Annotated in this window: 25 protein-coding genes and 1 pseudogene; 8 read left to right on the top strand and 18 right to left on the bottom strand. The window is 40.7% G+C overall.

What is annotated here, in order from left to right; genetic code table 11:
• From LLF79_RS25980 to parM, 3 genes are all read right to left on the bottom strand, one after another.
• A partial coding sequence (locus LLF79_RS25980) for a hypothetical protein (RefSeq protein WP_047353200.1) occupies positions 1-95 on the bottom strand: 95 nt, incomplete at its 3' end.
• Between the two features lie 21 nt (positions 96-116).
• Positions 117-629, bottom strand: coding sequence for a hypothetical protein (locus LLF79_RS25985; protein ID WP_001151875.1), 513 nt, complete (start codon positions 627-629; stop codon positions 117-119).
• 11 nt (positions 630-640) lie between these two features.
• Positions 641-1,678, bottom strand: coding sequence for a plasmid segregation protein ParM domain-containing protein (gene parM, locus LLF79_RS25990; RefSeq protein WP_000818954.1), 1,038 nt, complete (start codon positions 1,676-1,678; stop codon positions 641-643).
• A gap of 363 nt (positions 1,679-2,041) precedes the next feature.
• On the opposite strand from parM, the gene LLF79_RS25995 reads away from it, so the two are divergent.
• From LLF79_RS25995 to LLF79_RS26010, 4 genes are read left to right on the top strand one after another with little or no spacing between them, the layout of a single operon-like run.
• Positions 2,042-2,989 carry a metallophosphoesterase gene (locus LLF79_RS25995; RefSeq protein ID WP_000718595.1) on the top strand — a complete coding sequence of 316 codons (948 nt, stop codon included), beginning with the start codon at positions 2,042-2,044 and terminating at the stop codon, positions 2,987-2,989.
• Positions 2,986-3,822: a hypothetical protein gene (locus LLF79_RS26000; RefSeq protein WP_058688219.1), complete on the top strand. Its 837-nt coding sequence runs from the start codon at positions 2,986-2,988 to the stop codon at positions 3,820-3,822. Before LLF79_RS25995 ends, LLF79_RS26000 begins: the two co-directional genes overlap by 4 nt.
• Positions 3,815-4,336: a hypothetical protein gene (locus tag LLF79_RS26005; protein ID WP_000598517.1), complete on the top strand. Its 522-nt coding sequence runs from the start codon at positions 3,815-3,817 to the stop codon at positions 4,334-4,336. Before LLF79_RS26000 ends, LLF79_RS26005 begins: the two co-directional genes overlap by 8 nt.
• Positions 4,333-4,722 (top strand): hypothetical protein, encoded by a 390-nt coding sequence (locus LLF79_RS26010; RefSeq protein ID WP_000815011.1) that lies wholly within the window; start codon positions 4,333-4,335, stop codon positions 4,720-4,722. Before LLF79_RS26005 ends, LLF79_RS26010 begins: the two co-directional genes overlap by 4 nt.
• Before the next feature lie 61 nt (positions 4,723-4,783).
• Here the strand turns inward: LLF79_RS26010 and LLF79_RS26015 are convergent, their stop codons facing one another.
• The 14 genes from LLF79_RS26015 to LLF79_RS26080 all read right to left on the bottom strand — a co-directional run bounded on the left by LLF79_RS26015 (position 4,784) and on the right by LLF79_RS26080 (position 22,512).
• Positions 4,784-5,788, bottom strand: coding sequence for a ParB family protein (locus tag LLF79_RS26015; protein ID WP_001278838.1), 1,005 nt, complete (start codon positions 5,786-5,788; stop codon positions 4,784-4,786).
• Positions 5,785-7,038 (bottom strand): ParA family protein, encoded by a 1,254-nt coding sequence (locus tag LLF79_RS26020; protein ID WP_001050364.1) that lies wholly within the window; start codon positions 7,036-7,038, stop codon positions 5,785-5,787. The genes LLF79_RS26015 and LLF79_RS26020 overlap by 4 nt, the downstream gene beginning before the upstream one ends.
• Positions 7,039-8,166: 1,128 nt before the next feature.
• Positions 8,167-8,328, bottom strand: a complete 162-nt coding sequence (locus LLF79_RS26025) for a hypothetical protein (RefSeq protein ID WP_001371949.1) — start codon at positions 8,326-8,328, stop codon at positions 8,167-8,169.
• 2,548 nt (positions 8,329-10,876) lie between these two features.
• Positions 10,877-13,558, bottom strand: a complete 2,682-nt coding sequence (locus LLF79_RS26030) for a TraC family protein (protein ID WP_000387412.1) — start codon at positions 13,556-13,558, stop codon at positions 10,877-10,879.
• Between the two features lie 8 nt (positions 13,559-13,566).
• Positions 13,567-14,517, bottom strand: a complete 951-nt coding sequence (trhV, locus tag LLF79_RS26035; protein ID WP_001022588.1) for an IncHI-type conjugal transfer lipoprotein TrhV — start codon at positions 14,515-14,517, stop codon at positions 13,567-13,569.
• Positions 14,518-14,526: 9 nt separating this feature from the next.
• Entirely contained in the window at positions 14,527-15,279 is a 753-nt protein-coding gene (gene htdT / locus LLF79_RS26040) for a protein-disulfide isomerase HtdT (RefSeq protein WP_182911723.1), read from the bottom strand.
• Between the two features lie 118 nt (positions 15,280-15,397).
• The gene (locus LLF79_RS26045) at positions 15,398-15,880 is read right to left on the bottom strand and encodes a hypothetical protein (RefSeq protein WP_000377632.1); all 483 of its coding nucleotides are present in this window, start codon (positions 15,878-15,880) and stop codon (positions 15,398-15,400) included.
• A gap of 7 nt (positions 15,881-15,887) precedes the next feature.
• Complete coding sequence (gene trhB, locus LLF79_RS26050) at positions 15,888-17,243, bottom strand: IncHI-type conjugal transfer protein TrhB (protein WP_000351841.1); 1,356 nt, start codon at positions 17,241-17,243, stop codon at positions 15,888-15,890.
• Positions 17,233-17,694, bottom strand: coding sequence for a plasmid transfer protein HtdO (gene htdO, locus LLF79_RS26055; RefSeq protein ID WP_000521242.1), 462 nt, complete (start codon positions 17,692-17,694; stop codon positions 17,233-17,235). Before htdO ends, trhB begins: the two co-directional genes overlap by 11 nt.
• 1 nt (position 17,695) lies before the next feature.
• Entirely contained in the window at positions 17,696-18,967 is a 1,272-nt protein-coding gene (locus tag LLF79_RS26060; RefSeq protein ID WP_000592092.1) for a type-F conjugative transfer system secretin TraK, read from the bottom strand.
• The gene (locus LLF79_RS26065) at positions 18,967-19,755 is read right to left on the bottom strand and encodes a TraE/TraK family type IV conjugative transfer system protein (RefSeq protein WP_000783153.1); all 789 of its coding nucleotides are present in this window, start codon (positions 19,753-19,755) and stop codon (positions 18,967-18,969) included. Before LLF79_RS26065 ends, LLF79_RS26060 begins: the two co-directional genes overlap by 1 nt.
• Positions 19,756-19,766: 11 nt before the next feature.
• Positions 19,767-20,117, bottom strand: coding sequence for a type IV conjugative transfer system protein TraL (locus LLF79_RS26070; RefSeq protein WP_001447770.1), 351 nt, complete (start codon positions 20,115-20,117; stop codon positions 19,767-19,769).
• Positions 20,118-20,134: 17 nt separating this feature from the next.
• On the bottom strand, positions 20,135-20,488 hold the full coding sequence (locus LLF79_RS26075) for a hypothetical protein (RefSeq protein ID WP_000423602.1): 354 nt from the start codon (positions 20,486-20,488) through the stop codon (positions 20,135-20,137).
• Positions 20,489-21,636: 1,148 nt separating this feature from the next.
• Positions 21,637-22,512 carry a RepB family plasmid replication initiator protein gene (locus LLF79_RS26080; protein WP_000594611.1) on the bottom strand — a complete coding sequence of 292 codons (876 nt, stop codon included), beginning with the start codon at positions 22,510-22,512 and terminating at the stop codon, positions 21,637-21,639.
• 476 nt (positions 22,513-22,988) lie between these two features.
• Between LLF79_RS26080 and LLF79_RS26085 the strand changes: the two genes are divergently transcribed.
• The 4 genes from LLF79_RS26085 to LLF79_RS26100 all read left to right on the top strand — a co-directional run bounded on the left by LLF79_RS26085 (position 22,989) and on the right by LLF79_RS26100 (position 26,063).
• Complete coding sequence (locus LLF79_RS26085) at positions 22,989-24,041, top strand: hypothetical protein (protein WP_001065778.1); 1,053 nt, start codon at positions 22,989-22,991, stop codon at positions 24,039-24,041.
• 19 nt (positions 24,042-24,060) lie between these two features.
• Positions 24,061-24,261: a hypothetical protein gene (locus LLF79_RS26090; RefSeq protein WP_000594930.1), complete on the top strand. Its 201-nt coding sequence runs from the start codon at positions 24,061-24,063 to the stop codon at positions 24,259-24,261.
• Positions 24,258-24,974 carry a zinc finger-like domain-containing protein gene (locus LLF79_RS26095; RefSeq protein ID WP_000838219.1) on the top strand — a complete coding sequence of 239 codons (717 nt, stop codon included), beginning with the start codon at positions 24,258-24,260 and terminating at the stop codon, positions 24,972-24,974. The genes LLF79_RS26090 and LLF79_RS26095 overlap by 4 nt, the downstream gene beginning before the upstream one ends.
• A gap of 234 nt (positions 24,975-25,208) precedes the next feature.
• The gene (locus LLF79_RS26100; RefSeq protein ID WP_000970401.1) at positions 25,209-26,063 is read left to right on the top strand and encodes a hypothetical protein; all 855 of its coding nucleotides are present in this window, start codon (positions 25,209-25,211) and stop codon (positions 26,061-26,063) included.
• A gap of 8 nt (positions 26,064-26,071) precedes the next feature.
• Here the strand turns inward: LLF79_RS26100 and LLF79_RS27010 are convergent.
• Positions 26,072-26,230: pseudogene (locus LLF79_RS27010) on the bottom strand (DNA modification methylase); the annotation flags it as partial.
• Between the last annotated feature and the right edge of the window lie 115 nt (positions 26,231-26,345).

The following is a 26,345-nucleotide window of genomic DNA, read 5'->3' on the forward strand; positions in this document are numbered from 1 at the left end:
GCTTTATTGTAGGTGGGCCAGTTGGTGATTTTGAACTTTTGCTTTGCCACGGAACGGTCTGCGTTGTCGGGAAGATGCGTGATCTGATCCTTCAACTCAGCAAAAGTTCGATTTATTCAACAAAGCCATGCACCTGAAGAAAGTGGGCTTTCAGATGGTATAGAGGTATCGCTTCCCTCATTTTCAATCTTCACACCAAAGCAGGCATGTTCCTTTTGTACAAGGAAGGTTTCTTTTACAGAAACAGAATCCTGCTTTGAATTATCTAATTGTAGAGGTGTTAAATACTCCTTAAACTTTTGATCTAAGACATTCTCTAGCAATACATTAATAGGAGGCTTAGGTTCAGTATCTATAGTATTTCCATCATTCAGAAACCTATTAAGATCTGCAAGTGTTAATCTTTCGTTTAAACCATTTATAAAATTTGCCAAGTCAGGAAATAAATTATTTAATACCAACCCGGTACTAATAGCCGACCTAATTAAATCCAGTTGGTCACCCCTATGACAAAGTTCTGTTTTTTTCAAGAAACTATAAACATAGGGTGCTTTTCTTTCGGATATCCAGAAAGACCGGATCTGAATCCGGTCGTTATCTGCCTTATTTGAGATAGGGTATTTAGCCATGTTCTAGCTCATTATTCTGAATAAATAGTATCAGCAATTGCCAAAGATAATGCGAACTGCGGATTGTCTACCATGATAACTTTAGCCGTTTCAAAATGTTTACGAATAGCTGTTTCGATGAGATATGAACCTCCCCCAACAAGGAAAACATTATGAGGCCTCTCTTCGACTTGTGTAACCGCTCTGATTACTTTACTTTGCAACTTCTGTACCGCAGAGTTTACCGCATCAAAAACACCGTCACGCTTGTCCTCTGCAACCTTCAAAGCTGATTTATCATGACGATTATCAACAAGATGATGAATGTAAGCATTACTCGTATTCAGTTTCTCAGATTCAAGATACCTGCTGATCTCATCGTAAACAATAGAACAACCAATACGGTCAAAACCTTTTACTTTCGAAATCTGTTCTAATTGCCCAGTAATACTTGCAACATCAAGAGTAGTACCACCAAGATCAATTACCAAACTTGATTCAAATGAAGCAATATCCTCAATTTCATCTGCCCGGGTCACAGCTGGTAAAGATTCAGGGAAAACAGTCACAGACAAAACGTTAAAAGAATAGCGTTTACCGTCAAGATAACGCTCTACTGGTTTCATCAGATTATCTTTTTTTCTCTGAATATTTTCAATATTCGTTTCCCCTAAAGCAGTATAGAACTGGCTAAGTGGTAAAGTAACAAAGAGGTGAACATCCTGAGGAACTAAACCAGAAGCATGAAGTGCATGGTGAACATTTAACCGGCTAATTTCATCGTATTGGTGAGATACATCAGTCGATTCCAGTGAGTTACTAGATTCGCTGTGATGCGAAAACCTTTCCAGCCCATCAATAAGATAGTTAAAAGGATTGAGACCCTCATGGCGAACACGGAAATCTGGAACAAAACTATTTTGTGTAAGCAAGGGAACTAATTCGTTTCTTTCATTAAGACAAACCAGTTTTGCAGCTTTACTTCCATCATCGACAACGATTTTTAAAGCTTCAGTGATATCCTGCACTGATGGTGAAACAGGACTTTCAGATTTTAATAGTTCAGCCATAAAAACTCTCTTTTATTAATAGGACCATATTAGATATTAACTTTATACATTAATGGTGACCTATTATCAACATTAACACTATTAAAAAAATACGTAAGTCTATGTTATTTCAGCATCCTTCCATTTTAAATACCTTACCGTTAAATTTCCTGTATTCATGTATTAACCATGTTTATAAAGGAGCCAATTATAATCAGAAAGTTACTTTGCATCCTAAGTATGAACTGTTTGAGAGCCAGGACTGGGGCCTTTACCTGTAAGTAACAAAGGTCCTTAGGCTTAGAATCCAAAATGACGCCTTTTTGTAAAAAAATCATAGTTCGAAATACCGTATCATCGATGTATACATACGTAGAGGAATTTATGGCAGCTGAGCACGTCCAAACTATAGACCTTACAAACTTCTCCGGAAGGATTTTCTTTCTGGCAGATCCTCATGGACATTACTCTGCGCTGTGCAACTTGATCCAATCAGTTACAAAGCCAGAAGAAGAGATAGTAATTTTCTCTACTGGAAATTTGTTTGACTATGGGCCGGAACCCATAGAATTGATGAAGGCGATAAACAGTGGCTTTTTCGATGGACGTTTTGTGAGGCATTTCTCAGCTGCCGGAGCCGGAGAAGAAATGTTAAAAAAATTGTTACCATTAAACAAAGACCGGAGAACATTTTACCCCAGCACATACCTCAATGAGAGATGGTGTGTAATGGGCGGAAAGTGGCATAAAGCTGTGAATCGTTACTATTTAGAGGAAGAGGTAAAAAAACTTCTTAATACCCAGCTTGGTACGATGATGCAGATTTTACTAAAAGGCGATATAAAAATTGGGGTTTGCCCTTCTGATTACGCCCCTATCCGCACATCATTCACTGATACTTATAATGCGCTTCAAGCATTCAACTATGCCAATGTGAATATTTTTCAGAGCCAGTTTCTATTCGGTATGGACCATGCCGTAATACCAATGATGATAAATGACGTCAACCTTATGGTCCTAGGTAGGAATCCTGTAAACAGCATTCGAAAAGCCCATGGTCGTACTCAAAACAATCTTCCAGTACTGATCGGTAATTGTTTGCATATAAATACTGGATCACTCTATATGTCAAAATTAGAAGACCAGGTAATAGTTGCTCCGGGTATACCGCAAACTGACTCACCAGCACTTACATTAGTAGAAATAATCATGAAGAACAATCCAGTTTTATTGTGCCATCAGCTAATACAAACAACAAACAAGTTTTATTCACTTAAAACCTATCCTTTAGAACTCGATTCGATTGAAAACAACATTGAGGTAACAAGATGAAGATAAATTGGAAGATTATCTCAATTTCAACATTACTTTTGCATCTTCACGCAGCAGCTGCACCACATCAAGAGAAAGAGCATAGAAAAGATGCTTTTTCTTCTGCCGCACAGAAAAGTGATTCACTTATATCTGCTAAAGCGGAGCTTATAAACGGAAGGTGGTTTATAAATGGTAAATATAGGCCTGTTCTAAAGACCAGCATGACCAAAACCAATTTCTTAGAAATCATGAATGTTTCAAATAAAGAATCACTTTTTATTGTGATACCAAAACTTGAGTATAATATCATTGCCAAAAATAAAATCTTACTAAATGAAAAAATTGCATTAAGCGAAGGCACATCCGGAAAAAGCATTGTTTGGGTCGAGCCAAAATCAAGTCTAACTATATCGTTTATAAATGACCTTGCTAATACGCCCCTTCAGGCTATCGTTTCGATCACAAGAAACAACAAAGATATAATTGCCATCTTTGGACCGGATCAGGGTAAAGGGTTTACTCTTCCCGGAAATACGTCTAATGATCAAGTGTCCGTTCCTGACTATTCTGACCTAAATATAAAAAAACTTAACATACCTCAAAGTGTTGGTAATCCAGTATCCATCAATCCTAAAGAGAAGAATTACCTCTTAGTTGGACAAGGAAAATATGAAATCTTATCTCTTCCTAAATATCAACATTTAGTATTTTCTGAACCCGTTTATATTGAGAAAAGAAAAAATATCCTCGGTGGTTATGGTTATTGGACGAAAGAAACAATTCTCTACCCCGGTGAATCATTATCTTTTATAACGAGCGCCAAAAACAATCTAAGGAAGCGGGATGATTAAAGTTATCACACTTTTATTGTTTGCATTACTGACTGGTTGTCAGTCAGTAGAAAGTAAAATCGAAGAACTCCCGACAGTTGGTTTTGACCCTATTCTATACAATAAAAGTGAGGCCTTTACTGACGGAAAAGTTACTTTACGTGTCGAAAGTTCAGGAACTGATGTTTGGCTTGTCGCCAAGAATGGAACCAGAAGTTTTATTGAGCTTTCAGGCCTAACGCTAGGTGGTAGTCGTTGTGCTTACAATGCCCGTAGTAAGCAACTTTTGCCCCCAGGCAGCGTAAGCACATTCGTAGTTCCTACGGTTGGAATGCTTGGACTTTGCTTCAACAATGAAGATCAACTTATGTTTATTAACCGTGCTTTTAGCAGAATCTCTCCCAAAGCAAAAGGAAAAGATTCGCTTTCGCTTTTATTTTCTGTTAGTTACGATTTTCCCGGAAAAGCGGACCTAATTACTAACCACGATTTTCAAGAGTTATATCTTTTATTTTTGAATGAGGATAATCTATGAAACAAACATTAATTGTTATTTTAATATGTTTTTGTCACACGGCTTTAGCATATCCATACCGTATCTATACTGTCCCGGAAGGGGCATTAGTAAAAAACATACTAACTAATGAATATCTAGGAAAAACCCCTGTGGTTGTGGACGTGAGCAATACCGAAGCTGGTTCTACTTTTGGGATTTCATTATTTAGACATGAAAATGTTGCTATAAAGATTTTTACAGTAATGCCTTCAGCAGAAAATAATTTTGCTGTTTCTGGACCTGACGTTGCAACTATGTCATTGCCGGGAAAAGCACCTTTAAACGTAGTAAATGATGGGAATGGCGCTTCTGTTCATATAGAACTAAGACCTTATATGTCTGAACCTGCGCACACCCCATATTAATATAACAAGAAATTAAAAATATAAATCATATGAACTGCATCATAAAGATGCAGTTCAATATTTATTCTGATACTTTTAATTTTTCTTTTATGAACTCCTCTAGTTCCTTAATAAAACCCGCATTTATCCTATTGAATTCAAAGCGAATTTTTCTACCAGTATTGTTTTTACTGATTCTTGCATACTTATCTTTGTTATCAAAAGTAATAAGATCACTTGTTTCCCATTTTGTGGAATAAGTTTTTTCACAAACACTTTCCACAGATTGTGTGATTTTTTCCATTACAACTTTTTGAGCAACCTGGAGATCTCCAATGTCTAAATCTTTTGTTTCCTCTTTAACATTATCTATTACTTCATCTAAAGGAAATAGATTTTTTTGCACATATTTCTGTAAACGAGACAAGCGACTATAATAGGAGTTCGGGATTCCTTCATAATCCGGGAATAAAGAGATCAATGTTTCGTCAATACGGGCCGCCTGGATTCTTTTGGCTACCGATACATGACTAATCCCAAGATATGCTGCGAGTTCTTCATTAGTAGAAAATCCTTTTTCTTCCATTTTTTTGATAAATTGAAACCCAACTTCTCTATATGAAAATTTTCGAGATGTTTGTGCTGCGGATATAATTGAATTTATATCATCTTCGGTTAGTTCATCCGGAAGAACCCACAGGGGGAGATCCTTTTCTGCCTTTATACAGCAGAAACGTCTGCGACTTCCTTCTATTAATAAATAAACCCCATCTCTTTTTACAGCGATCCCTTCGGTATCGACCCCTCTTTCTTCAATCTGCTTAAGAATATCTCTAACAGAATAATCTGTAAGGGCTTCTTGATTTCGTGGGTTCGCTGGATGGACTAAGGTCTCCTTCTCCACTCTCTGGGCTGGAACAATCACATGTTCCGCTTCAAGTCTCCGGCCCTTATGAAGAGTGAATAACTTTTTTATGCGAGGTGCTGTTTTCAAACCCGCAAGACCTGAACGGTGACCGACTTCTGTCCGCTTTGGTGCGTTTAAATATCGAGATTTATCATTCCCGATATGTTGCTCATCGCTCATGCGTTAACTCCTTGCTTAGCTGAAAAACTTTTTATTTCATTTATAAATTGCTGATATACCTGTAATACAGATTCTTCTGCGACATCAAGCTGCTTTGCGGAACAAAGTTCCTCTGATTTTTTGATATCAAGCACTGTACGCCCTTTGGAAGCAGCTGCCTTAAATGCTTCAGAATTTTTTATGTTAGCGGACATCAAAAGGTCCTGAACAGTTCTGATTAATTTATCCAAAACTATTCTTTCATATGGACTTTTGTCATCTACATTGACAGCAAGAACTTTGAACCATTTTAAATTGTCGCCCTTACTTGGTGATTGTTTAAACCTTTCACTTATTGTAAGCATGAAGTCTGTAGTAGAGGCGTAATCATATTCACGTGGTGACACTGCGACAAGAATCCCATCGGCCGCTTCGTCAGCAGCCCAGATCAAAGGTGAATCTTCAGGTGGAGTGTCTATAATAATCAAATCATAGTTCTGCTTCAGTACCGGTAAGATAACTTCCTTGAAACGTAGTAACAAAGACGTACGTTCTTCTCTAGAACATTGCCAGTATTTATCTTTAAAACGAGCATCTGTCGGAAAAGCCGTTATTACGTCCAAGTTTGGCAGATGCGTTGAAAAAGGCATATTAGTGATGATTTCTTCTTCAGAGAATCCTGAATCTAAATATTTTTTATACTCAGAATTTTCTTCATAAATTCCAAGGATTGCATCAATTGCTGTAAGGAAGACATCATCTTCTGAGACACTTTGAATCATGCTGCTTCCAATCGAACCTTGTGGGTCCCATTCGATCATTAATACACGTGCATTGAGTTGTAGATCTAAAGCAGCTGCTACTGCTAAAGCTACAGATGTAGTGCTTTTCCCTGTACCGCCTTTATGATTCTGAGTAACAATAGCTCTGCTAAAGTAATGATCGCGGTACTTGGGATAACCCAGGGCATCCATTATTTTTTGAACATCCCAGCGGGTGTAAAGATGATTTTTGTTTTGATAAATAGGTGCACCAACAAGTTCTTTTTCTTCTAAGTCCGAAAGTATTTTATTGAACGTTACTCGTGACTTCCCAAAAAAATCAGAGAGATTTTTTTTATTCAAACAGTGGTTATAGATCAGTCTATCAACACCATCAACACTATCATCAGAAACAGATACTCTTGATGAAGCCATCAGAGATTCCTTTAGAGAAATCTGCTCGCTTTTCATGCGCTGACCAACGAGGGCGATCTTTTCAAGTAAATTCATGGTTATGACCTTTTTGCACTGAAAACCGACTTTTACGCATATATGTAAACTTTACGTATAATGCGTCCATTTCCTTGTTATGCGTACAATTCTATCCTTAGTTTCAATCTTAAGCTAATGTTTGTTTACTTTTTTATGATTTTTTGTGAGCTTAACTTGCAGATGTGAGCTCAGACTCTCTAGTCCATACCTAATGCACAACCTGTTTAAACCACGATTCTTGTCTCCTTCTCTACGCTTTGAAGTTAAGAGCTCCATTAATGAATCTTCACGCCTACCCTATTTCTTGCTTAGACCCTAAAATCTATCTCACCGGTGTGCTGATATACGTTTCCTAACTGTGAACCGTTGTCGTCAGTCCAGTCTAAAGATATGAGGTGTTAATCTCTTGAGGAGGCACACTACGAATTATGGGAGCAGAGTTAGCAACCTCACCCCGAAATGAAACCCAACTTAAGGAGGCAACCCCAGTGTGGAGATTAAGGGGGTTAAATCTGCCAGCGGCTGACAGTGTCCCAGCTGCTGCTCAGTCACACCACGCCCTGATTTAATCCCCTGCCCGGTATTGTAATGACCGAAAAAAACCCGTGCACTGGTGTCGGCAGACCGGCATGCATGAATATGACGTTAATCTGTATCAGCAGGCACTTTTCGCATAATGGGAGCAAGTGATAGCAACGCCGCCCAGAACGGAATGCCAACATCAGGACTGAACCCAAGTTTGGCGATTAAGGGGGTTAAATTTGCAAGCGGATGACAGTGCCCCCAGCTGCTGCTCAGTCACACCACGCTTGATTAAATCTCTCGCCAGGTCTTGTTTTGACCGAAAATAGCCCAAGCACTGATGTCGGCAGACCGGCATATAGGAATATGACGTTAATCTGTATCAGCAGGTACATTTCGCATTATGTGAGCAAGTGATAGCAACCCAGCCCGGAACTGAAGGCCAGCATGAGGACAGAACCCCAGTTTGGCGATTAAGGGGGTTAAATCTCACAGCGGCTGACAGTGCCTTCAGATGCTGCTCAGGCATACTACTCTCCCTGATATAATCTCCCATATGTTCTTGAGATCGTCGGAAATCGCCCATGCACCGGTGTCGGCAGACCGGTATGCAGTAATGTGAATTTAATCTGCATCATCAAGCACATTTCGTATTATGGAAGTAAGTGTTAGTAAACCAAAGCCCGCCCAGAACGGAAGGTCAACATCAGAACAGAATCCCAGTTTGGCGATTAAGGGTGTTAAATCTGCAAGCTGCTGACAGTGCCCCAGTTGCTGCTCAGTCACACCACGCCCTGATAGAATCTCCTGCCCGGAAATGTGATGACCGAAAAAAGCCCGTGCACTGGTGTCGGCAGACCGGCACGCAGGAATATGACGTTAATCTGTATCAGGAGGCACATTTCGCATTATGGGAGCAAGCGATAGCAACCCAAGCCCAGAACTGAAGGCCAGCATCAGGACAGAACCCCAGTATGGCGATTAAGGGGGTTAAATCCGCCAGTGGCAATAAGATCCCGAGCGGTGTTTAAGAAATATTTCCCGAAGGACAATCTTCCGCTCGTACGATGAATATAGTGTTCAACCCGGGAGAGGGATCACTTAACCTGCTTAGCCTAAATCTTACGTCATTCTCTAAACGGAGTTTAAGCTTAATGGTCCTGAGAAAGTTAAAAGGACTACCCATAATGACGGTTTGAGATGGCGAATAAGGGTTTTTTCTGCCAGCGGCTGACATTGCCCCAGCTTCTGCTCAGTCACACCACGCCTGATTAAATCTTCCGCCAGGTCTTGTTATGACCGAAAATTGTCCGTGCACTAGAGTCGTAAGACCTGCATACAGGAATGAGGCGTAAATCTTTATCAGGTGGCAAGGTTCGCATCATGGGAGCAAGGGTCTTGAACTGGAGGTTAACATCATAAAATCCCAGATTGGCGATTAAGGGTGTTAAATCTGACAGCGACTGAAAGTGCCTTCAGATGCTGCTCAGGTATATTACACCCTGAAAAAATCAAGCATCTGTGCTTGCGAATATCGGAAAAGGCCATGCACCGGTGTCGGCAGACCGGCATGGGCAATGAGACGTTAATCTGTATCAGCTGGCGCATTTCGTATCATGGGAACAAGTGTTAGCAACCCTCTCCAGGACGGAAGGACACTATCAGGACTGATCCCAGTTTGGCGATTAAGGGGGTTAAATCTGCCAGCGGCTGACAGTGCCTTCTGATGCTGCTCAGACATACTATGCACAGATATAATCACCCGTCCGTCCTTGTGATTATCGGAAAAGGCCATGCACCGGAGTCGGCAGACCGGTATGCAGTGATGTGACTTTAATCTTTATCAGCAGGCGCATTTCGTATTAAGGGAGCAAGTGTTAGCAACCCTGCCCAGGACGGAAGGACACTATCAGGACTGAACGCCAGTTTGGCGATTAAGGGGGTTAAATCTGCCAGTGGCTGACAGTGCCTTCTGATGCTGCTCAGACATACTATGCACAGATATAATCACCCGTCCGTCCTTGTGATTATCGGAAAAGGCCATGCACCGGAGTCGGCAAACCGGTATGCAGTGATGTGACTTTAATCTTTATCAGCAGGCGCATTTCGTATTAAGGGAGCCAGTGTTAGCAACCCTGCCCAGGACGGAAGGACACTATCAGGACTGAACGCCAGTTTGGCGATTAAGGGGGTTAAATCTGCAAGCGGATGACAGTGCCCCAGCTGCTGCTCAGTCACACCACGTCCTGATAAAATCTCCTGCCCGGTAATGTGATGACCGAAAAAAGCCCGTGCACTGGTGTCGGCAGACCGGCACGCAGGAATATGACGTTAATCTGTATCAGCAGGTACATCTCGCATTAGGGAGCAAGTGATAGCAACCCCGCCCAGAACTGAAGGCCAGCATGAGGACAGAACCCCAGTTTGGCGATTAAGGGGGTTAAATCCGGCAGCGTGAGTAAGTGCCCGTGCTGTGTTAAAGAAATATTCCCTAAGGACAATCTTCCGCTCGGCCTTTTGTATAAAGTTGTCACCCCGGGAGCGGGGATCACTTTACCTGCTTAGCCTAAATCTTACGTCAATCGCTATCCGGAATTTTAGCTTAATGGTCCTGAGCAAGTTAAAAGGGCTACCCATAATGACGTCCCCAGATGGTGATAAAGGAGTTAATTCCGCCTTCGGCTTACAGTGCCGCAGCTGCTGCTCAGCAACACCACGCCCTGATTAAATCTCCCGCCTGTCCTTGTGATGACCAAAAATAGTCCGTGCACTGGCGTCGTAAGACCGGCATACAGGAATGAGGCGTTAATCTTTATTAGGTGGCAGGATTCGCATCATGGGAGCAAGGGCCCTAGAACTGTAGACTAACATTAGAAAATCACAGTTTGGCGATAAAGGGGGTTAAATAAGTTAAAAGTCTTCGGTGAGCAAATTGGATAAATTTTCAGAAACCAAACCGTTAATAATAAACTTTTAGAAGAATGATTAAAGGATATTAAGTTTTGTATGCAAAATGACACCAGTGATCTGTTTTCACTAATAATGCCGCGCTACTTTGATTACCTTTGGTAAACAAAAATGTAATTTACGTGATTTTCATCTTATAATGTCAGTATTGAAGTTATAAATTTTGTTTACTTAATGCGTACACAACCTAACTGCGATTTGTATTTATGTCACTGTTTTTACACCACATTAATTATAAAACCAAAATTTGCAGCACAGTGATGAACTCATTAAGTCACAACCTCATTTGTTTACTTAAGGCATACAATAAAAAACCAGATTCTTATGAGACATCTGGTTTAATTATTTTTGCTTGAAGATATTTACTCTACGCGGCCAAACCCGCTGCTACTTCTTGAGCATAGAGAATTTCTATTGCCTCGCCATAGCTACAATTCTCGCGGCTTTGAATTTCCCATAATTTACTCCTGTCAGCACTATCCGTAGTAAAACAAAGCTCCATTTTCCGGTCTACGTATAACCGACAGATCTCTTGGAAGTTTTCGAACCTGACTAACATCTCTGAAAACACCTTTTTGACTGTACGAATATTTTTCATACGTTCATATTCTGCATCTGAAGTAGAAAAATATTTATTAGCCTTCATTGCTTCAATGCTTTCTTTTTCTTGTTTCATGATTATCTTCCAAGGCGAGTTAGCAGTCAGGGCCCGGCCAACAGAAGAAGTAAAATAATCTTCAAACGACTGTGTGATACAGATGCCAGCGCAGTTTGTTTTCCTGAACCTACGCCATGCCGCTTCGAGGAAGGAAGAGAAGAATTGGTTTGATTGATTTCCGGCACCTGATGAATTATCAGGACGAATGTACTCCCATGCTTCATCAAGGATGAACAAGCGACGACGCCCATCTTTTTTGATGAACATTGCATGCTGAGCAGCCTGAATGATAGACATTAATACAACTGTCTGAAGGTGGGGGGTGCCTTTTAGCTCCTCCAGTTCCAAAACAATAAATCTGCTGTCGAAGTTGATTGGAGGCAACGTATCGGTAAACCGGTGCCCATAAATTCCACCTTCGCACCATGCTCCGAGTTGCTCCCCAATATCCTTTATACGTTTGTCTTCATGCTTCTTGCAACGCAGAGCAAAGCCGGTTATTGAACCGGTCCGACCTGATTTTCTGGATTCTTGGTACTCTTCTGCAATAAGCTGAAGCATCACTGATTGTTGATAATCATCGATAAGGCCTTTCTCTGAAGCCATAATTTTTAGCTGATTCAAAACCATTATGGTCTGAGCAACTTTGTCTTTTTCTGCATCGTTTGAAGTTGATTCACCGGTAAATTCAGGTGCTTCGTTAAATACATCGTCGTTAACAGTGATGTCAGTTAGGAAGGCAAAGGGATTTAGGGTGAAGTCAGGGGTTTTACCGAAATCAATAAATTGACTGTTTGTATATTGTTCCGCAATCCCCTGGTAAGAACGGCCCACGTCCACAACAAATACTTGAGCACCGTCAGGATCATCATCTGGGTATTCGTTTTCTAAAAAATGCTTAAATGTTGAGCGATAATGAACGAGGTTATTAGATCGCGGTCCAGCTCCAAGATAGTTATTGATTAGATATGCTGTCCAGAATGACTTCCCTGCACCTGACGTTGCACCAATAACCATGTTATAGCTTGCAGAAGTCTTGAAAATATCAAGTCCCATGAGTTGACCTTCACGAGAAACTAAACTCAGTACTGGTCTATCTGTATTACCTTTCCAGGGCCCAAAGATCGGTGTCATATGAGCCGCTCCGGTGTTGCTCACTACTTCGGAACGGTCAAGGTCGAAAATTGTCTTTGGGTCATTGCACATTGGCAGACATGACATAAATGACGGGAAAACGATAAAGGAATCATCTGCTACTTTGACCCGGCTTTCGAGGTAAAAGGATTTGAGATCGTTAGCTGCTGTCTGCACAGAATTGGCATTACTACCCATAACAGTGAAAGTAAGATACCCTCTTAAAAGCTTTGCGCCATCCTCAAGCTCGCGAGTTACGGCCATGTAGTCATTATCCATATCCCGCAGGCGAGGGCAGAATGTGACAACTGAAGGTATACTTGCCTGTTTATTAGTGATTGCTTTGTAGCGGACGTTTTCTTTTGACAACTTGAGCGGATCGGCAAACTGAACAGTCTGAGTGATCATAAATGGGCTGAAAATTGTCTTACGTCCATGCATCCAGTTAACTACTAACTCATACATACAACCGAAATTGACGTATTCAGGAAACTTTACAACGGAAAGTTGTTTGAAGTAACGATGCTCAGATTCGTCGTCACTTTGTGTGACTGATGAGAAATGATTTTCTGTGACTGTATACTTACGGCCGGGAACGTTAACTTGTTCATTAAGCCTTTTCATAGTGTTAACGTCTATGAAACCTTCAGCCCACCGGGAGTTCTTTCCGGGGTTTACGACCTTATCTATACAATAGAGCCAGTTTTCTGCATCGACCTTAAACGGATGCAATCCAATCGTAATTAACTTACTTACAAGTTCAGAGTAAAGTGAATCGATACGCGAATGTTCCAGCTCGGTAGGAAGGGCAGACTGTAAAGGAATCGATAGCGAGATCCATACCTGAAAATCCCTCAACATAAGGTTATCATGATCAGGTTTTAAAGGCTTATGCATACTTCTGTCGTAGTAGTCCAACTGATAACCATTAAGCAGATCTGCTTTAAGCTTATCGTTCCCAGTCATACGCCCACCTCGCACAGCTGACCAAGCACTAAGCTGTAAAGTCAGGTCTGGCAATGCAGTCAGAGATATTTGACAGACAGTATCTGTAGGGAAATCCATTTTGAACATTTCAGCAAGAACATCTTGCTGATTATCAAAAACTCCAGGGGATGGATTACAGATAAACATAAACCCTAATCTGTTGCCATCAATCAAAAAATAGTGAGTCCCTGCTAATTGATCGTAAACAGGGATAAACCCACCTAATTGATGGCGATTTAAACCGCTATTGTAATTATTGATAGCTTCCATATTTGACCTTACAGTTGTCTAACAATGCCGTTCGAAGAGACAGCTTTAGTTGCTTTTTGTTGCTGCTGCATATTTTCCCGGGCCGCATCCTGTACTTCTAAAGGAACTATGCGAGCTGGGTTTGAGGTCGAATTCTTGCCAGCAATCCATGTTTGCGGTTTTACGTTGACATAAACGTAGCCGGGAAGATTAAGCGCATCGTTATCATCGGTATAAGGTGCAAAAGTAATTCTCATTACTTTCCCCTGTTGCAGAACAGCAAGTGGTTCAGGAGCCACTACAGCTTGTTTATAACCTTGCGAACGGTATTGCTGGATCTGCCCAGGGTTGAGAGTCGGGTTAACGGGCTGGCCATTGTAAAGAGAGTACATATCCTTACCAGGGCTGATATCAGAATTAGGTGCAACGTAGCGTGGGGCATTTCCAGCAGAAACCGGATAGCTTGTTTGTTTAACGACTTCCGCAGCCGGATGAACGAAAGGGTTACCAGTTGAAGAGGCAGTGCTATAACTGCTAGTCATCCTTACGTTTGAATTAACCGGTACACCAGAAATAGGCCGTGGTCCAATGGATGAAGTAGGGGCACCCATTTTTAAAGTTTTATCGTACATGACAGGTAACTGACCAACTGGCTTAATTTCGGTTTTTGAATAAGCCACAGGCTGATTTTTAAGGGTAGTAGACTGTGGATATTTGACTTCCCCTGGAGGGCTAATTTCAGTTGGATAACGGCTGTCATTGACAGCCGATTTCTCCTTTCCCGATTCCGACTCTTCCCCCGCCAGTGCAGACAGATCATCTCGATTATTAGTTAACTCCATAACTTCGCGAGGACCTTTACAGATAACGCCCTTTTCAATGCCTGGACATTCGGATTCGGAACTACCGATGGAGCACCCCGTAAGATATGAGGATGTACCTACAACCAGAGCACTGAGTACCAATCTTTTGATGTTCATAAACTAGCCTTAATTTGTCTCAAATGGATTTTTTAAGAGAGGTTCAACGCTTTGGTTCAACCAGTAGTCGAAATCTTTTGGAATGCCATTACCAGCCAAACCATCCTGTCTGACAACTGAAGGTACACCCTGCAATTTATAAATTCCTGCGAGCATCAATGACGCTACCAAAGGTTCCGCCGGACATTCTTCTGCTTCTTTTTGAGAGAGCAATCTTTTTTCAATGTCGGATTTGCTTCCCATTAGCCAACGAAGAATATCGAGGTTGTTTATTTTTCCTTTTTCTTTACTACACCAGAGCCTTCTAAGCTCTTCTTTTGGCTCACCGGGTGAGGGAACTAAAACAATATCTATCCGATACTTGTCCCGATCTGCATAGAATTTCTTAACAAGTTCCATGCAACCGTCACAATCAAGTGTTATGAAAATGGCTGCTTGTCTTTTAAGCTTTGAATTTCCCAGAGGAATGGACGCTACAGTTTCCAGAGGGAAGGGGGCCTCATCAAGACTAATAAAATAGGAATTCCTGATTTCTTCTACAGTCAGAACAGGTTTACGTTTAATTACATCAACAAGGCTTCCCCCAGTAAGGGAGTATCGGCCATCGGTCGTTACTGCCATTAGCTGCGAACGTTCGTCCTGAAAGAGGTATAGCCCACCAGAAGGAATGTATATGGCATCCTTAGGTTTATATCCTTTCATTTTTGATAACACACCCGAGATCTGACTGGGTGAAACGCCACCTTCCTTTGCCTTTGCCATTAACGCAGCAGCATCACTATTAGTTAGGACCTGCTCTGAAGCATAAGTGACCGTATTCGCCATAATGGCGAAAGCCGCCATTAAAGGGAAAAGTAACTTTTTCACTATTGGGTGCCCTCTACTTCTTTGCATTATAAGAACTTGATTGTACCGCTTCAGAGCTATCTTCAAGTTCCATATAAGTGACGATTTCAACACTATCCGGTACAGTAACGGCAAGCGTTGCATCAATAATTAAATAGCCACGGTCACGGTAGATCTTCATTAATGTTCTGAAATATTCTTCGAATTGAGATCTATCATTGTCAGCAGTACGGCCTCCGTGATGCTTGAAAAATTCCTTACGTAATTCAGGCATGTCAAGCACTGCAATCTTGTACGAAGGCTGGGATTGTTTATTGAAGTAATCGTAAACATTCATAAAGCCTTTATAACCATAAATAATGACCAATACGGCAAAGGCGAAGAAAAATAAATACTTCAATATTTTTTCAATATCAATTTCGAAGGTAATTTTTTTTGTTGTCCTTTCTCGCACCATTTTTTTAGTGATTTCAGGTCCAGCTGATTCAGGCGATTCTTTTTTTTCTAAACTATCCATTTAAACCTCAGCGACTGGTCAGATTCGTTGGAATTGTAGTTCCGGTCTGAACGACAAATGTAATAGCTCGGCCAGGGCTAATTTCTACGATTGGCCACTGTTGTTCTGCAATTGCGGTGTAGTAATCGACGAGTCGATTAAGACCACCTTGAGCTGCACCAGCCCCGGCTAATGCCCCAAGTGCACCAAAATTAGGGGACTGATACTGAGCCTGTGAATTAGGGTCGATGTTAAGTGAAGATACCTTACTGGGACTTAAGCTACCGGCAAGTGAAGAAAGTCCACCGGCAAATGCAGCTCCTGCAATTGCGTTACCATTTCGGCTGATAAGCGTGCCTCGGATCCCATTTTTTCCGTCATTTTCACTTACAGCATATGCTTCCAGTTTTACGTCAAAAGCTTTCCCTTTTGAATTAACACAAGAGATAGAAGTGGCACGTATGTAAGCACGCTGTGACGCCAGATCACCAACAGCTGAACCCAGAAGGTTACAGTCACGCAAATCCATGGTGAAATTATTGGGCATGATGACATCTTTTTTAATACGCATCGTTACTGGCATTGGTTCTGATTTGGAAGAAAGGCTTGTAGGCGCTTCAAGCCCGGTAATCAGAACACCAGTGATAATAGATGTTGCCGGAAGAAACATTTCATCTTTTCGGGCAGCATGCCGCGCTTTGCTATCAACTGGCGCAGTACCATCACCTCGTACAGTCCGAGTTGGCGCTTTATCTCCTGCAATGACCTCTCTGCCTTCCTTGATTCTGTTTTCAGACACGGGCATAACCTGAATGACACCATCGGTACCATTAGTCTTAATGGAACTTTGTGTGATTGTTCTCATTGGGCTATTACGCGTAGGTGTGATAGAAGCGTAATTAGGGTTTACGCCATTAATCGGCGCATTAGCATTAAGCTGATAAGGAGCTGCCGGTGCCTGCTCATTAATCGTTTTACGCGAACTACCAGCATCCAAGTTACGATTGCCGTTTCGATTTGTCTGCATATCATTAATTTGCTGAGACAGCTGCTGAAGTTGAGAAGTTAAACTTGCAACTTGGGCTTTAGTTTCCTGTTGGGCTTTTTCTGCTTTTTCGCGGTCCTCTTTCGCCGCATTTTGGTCAAGTCGGTTTTGCTTAACCATTTCTTTATATACTTTCTGGCTTTCTTCATTACTCAATTTGTTCATTTGCGAATCATCTAACAACAAATTGGTCTGCATGTCTTTTTTCTGTGTTTTCTTTTCTTTCTTAACTGGTGTGGAAAAAATAGACTGGCTAATAATATAAACAATCACTACCAGCAGAGCGCCAATAACAGAAAGTCTGACGGTCTTATTTTCCCAGGCCTTTTTAATGTCCATGATTAGCTCCACTTGTAGGTTTCTGGAATCGTTTAATTTTTAGATTTCGTTCGCTGTCAGACATCTGAGGAACGATATAGGGTTCACCTGCTCTGGCCCAGTTTTCACGAACAGATGGATGATTCATTTCAGCTTTATCTATCTGGCTCGTTCTAGATATTTCATGTTTGTAATTAGGTTCCAAAACGTTACTTTTGTGATAGTCAAAAGCATTCTCCTCATTAATATTGCCCTCTCCTACAAATTTATCAATAAGAGTTGGATCGTTCATTATTACTGTCTGAACGGGAAAAGCGTTACTGCCATCTTCGATACTAATGGGTGCGTCCGGAACGATTAATACACTCCTTTTTGGTATATATTCTGACCTGTAGTAAAAGCTGGTTAAAGCAAATACGACAAAACCAATCACGGTGGCCCCAAGCAGAGCAGGCAAAGTAACTTTTCCCATATTATTTTCTGATTAGACTTGGTCTGGTTGTAACCCGGGCCTCGCGTTCCTTGAACAATTTATCCCGGACTATGTAAAGCTCTGTTTCTTCTCCCGGTTGCAGGTATGCTTTATCAAATAAAGCACTTGCAATAACGCCTTCTGCCATACACTGCTGATCAGCAACGATTTGACCGTATGGTTTATCGTTTTTCACAAGAATTACATCAATAAGTTCACGTGAGCCAACCAGTCTCTGACCGAGCTTTGCATACATATTAAAGTTACATGGTGACTGCTCTGGCGCAGGAATACGAGAAAGTCGGTCCTGTTGTAAACTGAATCCTGAAGGGACCTCACCAAGAGCCACAGGAGTCAATAAATCAATGATTCTTTGTTTATGATCGTCTTGTTTTGGATCCGTTGGAGCCAGTTCTTCTGACTGGGAGCGGGCCAACATTTCCTCATAGTTTTGCTTATCCAATGAGGTTTCACGTTTGGCTTGCATAGATGGGCTTAAAGATGTAGTAACTGAAATCATCGCACCGGGAACATCAAGCGGTACCAGGGTCAGGTTATAGGTCGATTCAGGTACCTGATCTTCAGACAACATAATCCCGATTGGTTTATCGGTATTAGTTGAAATAAAGACATCGCCACCATTAACAAATATGCTTGCCTCTTCAGCAGGGGTAGAAGTACTGACAGAAGCATTCTTGAAGCTGGTCGATATTCTGTTTTGAAGTCCTCGTGAAACTGGCAGTACCACATTCCCACCAGGCGGCACATTTACACGCTGAACTTCTTTATATCGGTTACGAGCTTCGACATAAAGTTCATCGGCTTTTGACGTGGCGGTCGCATTGGTTGCATTCTGCTGGGAAGAGGTACCTGTTGGTCTCCCATAGCTATCAATTGCACCAGATCGGGTCTGTGCGTCAAATCCGGGGAGACTAGGATTATTTGATAATGCTCCAGTAATAGCGCTTACCGCAGGCGAAGCATTGCTGGCTGGGGAAAGTTGCACGGTAGGGAGATCAGTTGTAGGTTTTTGTCCCTGCGCATTACCGGCTTCACTAAGGTTTGTTTGTGCACCTGACTGTTCAGAACCAGCTTGACCCGGAATAATGGCTTTTGCAGCTCCATTCTGAAATCCGTCAGCACCAACTGGCATTACAACCGGGTTATTAATTGTTGCTGGCAATTGGTATTCTTCAGCGATTACGCAGTTCGAAGTCGTGAGCATGATCAATGCTGTAATTGCGTTGAAGCCTAAGCCCTTTTTTTTAATCATCACTTGTTACCTGTAGACGGTGGCGGATTATCCAGCGTTGCCAGTTGCTCTTTGCCGTTTATCGTAATTTTTTTAATATTCGGTGTTCCGGAATATTGATTTACATATGCAATTCTTGGGCGACCATTTTTCATCCCGAGAACCCATTCATAAGTCCATTTCGATGATTCAGTTTTGTCCGGAACATTTACAAGTCGAGTCGTTTTGGTACCCCAGACATAGACCATGTCATTTTTTGGATCAAAGTAAATATCATTAGGCTTAAAGGTCTGCTCAACACCACGAGCCTGCATGATATTTATCTGCTCCTGTAAAGACTCACTCGTTTTAGCCTGTAGTTCAGGTGAAAGGGCATCGAGGACATAGGCCGTCACAAAGGAAATATTAGTTGGATTAATATTCCCTAAAAGGGTACTAAAAAAGAGAGCCCATTGTGTTTTATAAGATTCCGATGCTTTGTTACCAACAACCGTGATCTCTTCATTCATGTTTGGAGGGGTAACAATCGTCACTGGGTCAGTGAAAAAAAGAATCTTTGCAACCAATAACCCAATGACGGCTATTGAAACAGTATTAATGCGGATAAGTTTTGTATCACGATTAATCAGGGCGCTGTATGTAATTCCAGCACCTGACGCTTCAGCTTGTGGGCTAAATCGTTTTTTAATGTCCAAAAAACGTCCCTTAGCACTTTCATCTTTCTTTACGTATGACTGTTCAAGATCACCGTTTTCATCCTTTTTAGATTTTTTGAAAAAAGGGATGTTAATGCCACTTAGCATTTTCATTCATAGCTCCATCAAGAATACAAATCTCTGATAAATGGATCGTTGAAATAACGGCTACTAAAAACTGCTTTACCTGGCAAAAAACCGAGCCACCAGAGTTTGTGTTTTAGCAATCCTCTTATTCCTGACTCAGCTGCTTTGTTATACGCAATCCAATACACAACCGCTGCTACAACAGAAAACCCGAAGCATTCGAAGATATTCCCAAATGCAACCAGAATGAATGCAAGCCCTAATTTTTTGGCATCCCAAAACAAAATCAGTAGAGGCATGTTGATCCTGAAAGGGAATCTATAGGTATGCTGAGGAACGTCGTTCTGCTTACTCATTAAAAATCCAGAGAGGGGGATGAACCCCCTCATGCATGATTAACAATAAATTACAGCGGTACGCCAGCATCCATAAAGGTGCTGATAATTTTCTCGCCGTTGGCCATTACCAGCATCATGAATAATGAAACCAGTGCCAGGCCCGGGTTAGGCTTAAGGACAGAGAAATATACGCTTGAGATCAACATCGCGGCTGCCAGAATTTTGCCCGGAGCTCCAGTCATACTTTCACTCATGTATGACCAAATATCTCCCAGTGCCCCATCATCTGAACCCGCATATGCCAGACCGCAAAAAAGCACGGTCAGCAGAACAAACAAAATCACTTTTGCGCTTTTTGTTTTAAAAAGTGCAGCCGTGTTAGATTTCTTTTCACTAAGGCCAATATTTAAAGAAAGTTCCATAATTACTCCGTGTAGATTTGAGTTCACGTAAACGCGAATGAATAATACTTTTTTATTCCGATCCTTCCGTTCGCATAAACCCCCTTTTTTTAACGTTTAGCGATTGGTGAATTTTTAAGCAAAGGGCCTAAAGCATAATCTTTGAAAGGTACCAGTGAACGCTTAGTAAAAGTTTGAAAGAGGGGAGGGGGTAAGATTACGTTAAGCTCAATCCTGAAGCTGATGAGACTCCTCAAGCATAAAAGTCACTTTTGATGGTTTGAAAAGCTCTAACTAGATATCGGGCAGGTAACTAAGCTTCATATCTAATCTTTTTTGTTCCCTTATTATCTATCTCTTGATTCTGAGAAGGCCGCATATCACTGTGCTCCCTGGTTCGGCAACTATCAGTTGGAGAAACTACATACAATCCTCGGGCCGGTGCGTCATTCATCTAAATGCCTTTTACACCTCTGGGCGTGAGTGGGACTTTGTCTTGTCCATACGAACATCATTCATTCGAATGCTTTTGGCCAATGCTATTTAAGCAAATGCTTTCTGGCTGAGTCCTTTTGCGAATGAGTCTTTGATATAACTGCATGAATTTTGGGTTGTTTGGTGTACTAACAAAACAAAGGCATTTCTTTGAATGCCATTGGAGTTGTGATGCTTCTGATATTTTTTTGATCTCATATCAAGCACATAGTCCTTCTGATGCCCAATGTCATAGATGTCTTGGACCATTCTCGCTCTTAACAAAGCTGAACTGTGTGTCATTCGACCTAATGCCATTCACCAAAATGCCTTTTTATACCACTGCATAGCTATGCTCGGGATACAGTGGCAAACAAAAGCATTTCAATGAATGAATTTTTGGGATACCGACATCAAAAGCATTTGTATGAATGTAAGAGGCGTAATCCACAAAAGGCATTCACGTGAATAGAGTGCGCACGAAACCATCTTGCTCAACGGCATTTAATGAATGGGCTAGCATGTACGCTTGAGTCAGAAAGGCATACAGATGAATAGTCAGGAGTTCGTTTGAAAAGTTACTTTTTTGCACATTAAGCCGAGATGTAAGACCAGTAGTAAAAGAAGCACTAAGCATAGCACTGATAAATAACTTATTTTTCAGCAGGTTATAACCAGTGCATACCAGATAGCTTTCAACCTTGTTTGGCAAGGGCCAGCTTAGGGCTTCTTTTGAAGATCTGAAATTGTATGTCGCGACCTTTCTTAACTTCTTGATAATCGAGATATCCGATAGATTCAAGTTCCCGCATTGCTTTACGAATTATCTGGTTTTGCGTACGAATAGGGGTTGTAAGAAGCAACCTTTCCCTCAACCGTTTCATATTAACGAACAACGTACCAGCTGGCATTGCTTCAAAATAAATATAGAGAGATTGCGCAGCTTCTTTTTTAGCCAAAATGTATAGAACCTGAAGGCTTAACAATGTCTTATGGTCGTAACGATACAGTTCCCACATAGAAGGATCCCCAACCAGCTCAACAGTATCGCTTTTTGGATCAATCATAGCCTTCTGCACCAGATGCGTTACTGTGAACCGACCACTACGAGAGTCTGAGAAGGCAAGCACTACCGATGCAAGGTTCATTAATGACTCTTTAAAGCGCGCACGAGTTCGTTTGTTGATGTTTGTTGAACTGATACCACACATCTTCGCAAACTCGTTAAAAGTCAGGCTAATCTTCTCGGAAGTAAAACCATATTTACTGAAAGCCATGATGATCCCGAGCCAGCACTTAAAGTCGGTAGACATAGATAGTTTGACACCAGTTATCTTGATGTCGTCATAACCCTCCGATCTTGCAATTTCCATACACGAAAGCTCATCAGAGGCATCAACTTCAAAGTTTCGGTCGCGGTTTTCTTTTGTGCCGACAGGGGTAAATACACTCAATCTCAGCAGGGCCACGGGCTGAACCGACTTGGACGAGTTAGGCGTCAGTTGATAAGTCTTACCTGATTCATTACTGGTTACGTCAAAAGGATGGATTAACTCGTTGTTTTTAATCATTAACTTAACTCGTCGGTGATAAGATTTTCATTTGGCAAACTGTTTATAACATATTCTTGCAAATGCTTTTTACGCATTTACCTAAATGCCATAAGCATTCCAGTAAATGCCTTCCTTATTCATTCAAATGCTTTTCGCATGCATCCGAATGCCGGATCCTTTCATAAAGTTACTATAATCAATGAGTTAAAGATGCCGTGATCTTTACTTGAACTCTATTGATCTTTAGTGATCTAAAGAATTGATCTAACCTGTTGAAAACAATGATAAGTCCATATAAAACAAGGAATAGCGCTCCTTTATCAATATCTACAGATCGCAAACGGAAATGAAAGTGGGTTTACTATCATTGTTTTATTCAAGACAGTTTTTATTTTAATTTTATTAAGCAAATTTTTTGAGTTTACCTTTTAGATGTATCAGCCCTATTTGGCAAATTTGAGGTTCATGTATCATGTAGTAAACAGGAGGAAGATATGAACAACAGCAAACATACAGTCATTGAAGTGGATACTAATCTAGTTGAAATTGAAAAGGGATTTAATCCCCGAGAGGCGGTAATCGGAGATTTGTGTTACGAACAAGAACCTGTCAAATCGATGATTGTGTCAATCAAACAAGCCTTTAAGGAAGGAAGGCAGGTTGATATGATCAAGGTCGTAAAAAGAAAAGGTAAATATTTAGTTCGTCAAGGTCATACTCGTTTTCATGGCTTAAAATTAGCAATTTCTGAAGGTGCTAATATTCCAAAATTATCTGTTATCTTAATCGATTATAAAAACGAAATTGAAGAATACCTTGAGAACCTCGATGGTAACAGAAGCAATGGGCTAAATCCGGTTGGGCAAGCTCATGCATTAGCTCATGCTGTTAGTCTCGGGTATTCGGTTGAAGAACTAGCAATGCGATATCAACGATCAACTACCGCAATTCGTAATATGCTAAAAATCCTTGATATGCCATTAGAGCTTCAACGTTTGATTAGCCTAAATCTAATCAAAAAAACGCTCGCCATTGAAATAATGTTAAAATATTCCAACGATCACAAAATGGTTTTAAAACATATAGAAGGTTTCTTACCTGGCGTTAAGAATATTGAGACTACAACGAGCAAAATTGTAGGCATACCTGAACACAATGCAGCTGGAGCAGGACCAGACACCTTAAATAAAGGCGGACCAGAAAAGAAAAATTCGGCAGTCACACGTAAGACTTTGGGTATTAAGCGCCTCTCGCATAAGAAAACAGAACGGCTAAAATCTGAATTTCTTGAGCTTGTGGAAAGTACACATACGGAATCTATAACGAATACTCAAACAGAACTAAAATTTGGTAGAGATAGTGCACACTTGTTCAAAAATGTTGATAGTAAAAATGTAATATTTTCTGATGATGGTGTTCAAATAATCTTGAATGATGAAAAGCTAAATATTTTATTGTCTTTACTTAACGACGAAAATACAGCAATCATTCTTTCTAAACCAAAATTAGAAGAGCTTCTGGAAATTCGAGATCTCCTTAAGGAATAAAAACCCGAGGATTAGTTGAGTGATTAAACCTATAAAGCTGACTCTTATCGATAATTATAATGATTTGCTTCTAACTCATGAAGTCCTTAAACGCAACATGGAAGAGTTAGAACACGGTAAACGTTTTGACCAATTTCCTGAAGGGCATGACCACTATGAAAAAACTGTGAAAGAAGCTGTAGCAATCGTAGAGGCACGTTTGGAGGTGTTTCGAAAATGAAATCTCTTTTCTTTACTCTTGATGGTCATATGGTACCAGCCTCAGTGAATGTATCCCTTAACGGAGATGGAAATTATTATGCACCTATCGAAAGAGAATGTAACGAATGTGCGGGCACAGGCCACAAAGGGGCTGATGTATGTGAAAAGTGTCATGGGGTGCAAACAGTTGGACCCATTATTGAAAAATTAGTGGTACTAGAGCCAATTACCTTTCTCGATAACATTCCGGAACTGCGTGTTAACCCAACACTCGAAGCATGGAAATCCAGAAACCACGTACTTATTGAGAAAGCAAAAAAGGCTAACACTAAGTTTTCTAATAGTATATTGGCGCAACTAGACAATAACCGTTTTTTGACAGAACGCCAGCTGGATTGTTTCTTTACAACCTTTGATGTGATGTTGTCTGAAACTCCGGAAAATGAACAAGAAATTTTAAAACATAGCTACAATATCGGCCAGGTCATAAGCATTGAACTAACATTTACTGAAGTCAGGGCCGCGTACGCAAAAAGTAAAGGGAGTTATTTTTTTACATTTACTGGTAAAGTTAGAAATGACGGGATCGCTTTAACGGCCGATAAACAGGATCACATTTTATTGGGTGAACGTTATCATTTGACTGGAAAAGTCAGAAAATTCTATGATTTTGATTCGAAAAATTATGCTGCAATAACAGTTTTTAAGTTAAGTAAACTCCAAGACAGTTAAATGTTTTACTGCTTAAATATAGAGCCAAGACTTAAACTGTCGTTAGGACTCACTCACGTAATATTGTTGCTTACGCAATGGGTTTTATCCCTCATAAAGATCTGCGAGTATAAATCTTTTACATTTAAATTCCCCTCTATCACAACCTTTTCAATAGTAAAAAAATGATAATCTTATTAATTATAATTTTTAATTTTTTGTATACCAATACCATACAGTTAAGGCTAAAAGGTGATGATGGAGATGGACTTTAAAATGCACAATGATCTGGGTCTCGGTTTCATTTGTAAAAATGCAAGAACATCGTCAAAGCCAACGTTAAGAAAAGTTACTTTTCCGGTAAGCGCATATGAAACGTCTAAGCTTTCTTTAACCGGTTTTCAATGCCCCACAGCCTGCCGATTTCCTTTTTTTGTGCTATGCATGATAATCCATAACCATCTTTCGTCTGCATGCCCTATCAACCAAAATGAATGTTCAAATCATATATCGCAATTTTCTATCGACATTAAAGTACAAGATTGGCTTAGCCGTTCAAGAGTAGCGTTTATTGATTTCCATAATCTAAGAAATACAGATAAAACCACATTAATAACAGTGGAACATCTTGAAGCTTTACTTACTGTTATGTCAACTACTCTTGTCGCTTACGCTCCATATTCAAAAAAGAGACTTAACTTTAGCTTTCTAAATTCATTTACTTTGTCTAAAACTTCTCAAAGTTACACATTAACTTTCCCGGTAGTTCTCAGTCCGCTTTTAGATGCTCTTGGCGGTTTCATTCAGGAATGCATAACCGAAAAATTGTTAAAACGACGAAATTCGAATTTCATGGTTTACGAGTATCTTAAACGTTCAGGCCAGAGCTCTCATAAAGTGGAGGACATTAATAACGACTTACAGCTTAAAACTCTAAATATAAGACTTATGAGCGTCCTTACTGGGCTTTCTCAGCAAGGACTCATTTCATTTATTTGCGAAGGAAAGAGGGGCGACCGGAGAATAGAAGAGCTTCAGTTTATACCTTATGTTCAACGAACTCACCCTGAGGTATTAACTTTTCAGGAATGGATTAGCCCCGTTGATTAGAATTAACTCTATTTCAGCACGGCCAGTATTTCTGTTTCCGTTTTCCGTGTATTTGGCTTACTTCCTACGGATCGGTAAGCGCTGAGTCTGTGTATGACGAATCCACGCTCTTCATAGAGGCCCAAAGTGAATGGTGTCAGGCTATTTGATATCGCTGACCTGCTCCCCGTTGATTAGTACACCCCGATGTTAGTAATGTCTTCATAAGCCACATGAGGACATCCCCATGAAGAAGCGTTTTTCCGATGAACAGATCATCAGTATTCTCCGCGAAGCCGAAGC

It is taken from the genome of Enterobacter cloacae complex sp. 2021EL-01169 (genome assembly GCF_020733125.1).
Lineage (GTDB): Bacteria > Pseudomonadota > Gammaproteobacteria > Enterobacterales > Enterobacteriaceae > Enterobacter > Enterobacter roggenkampii.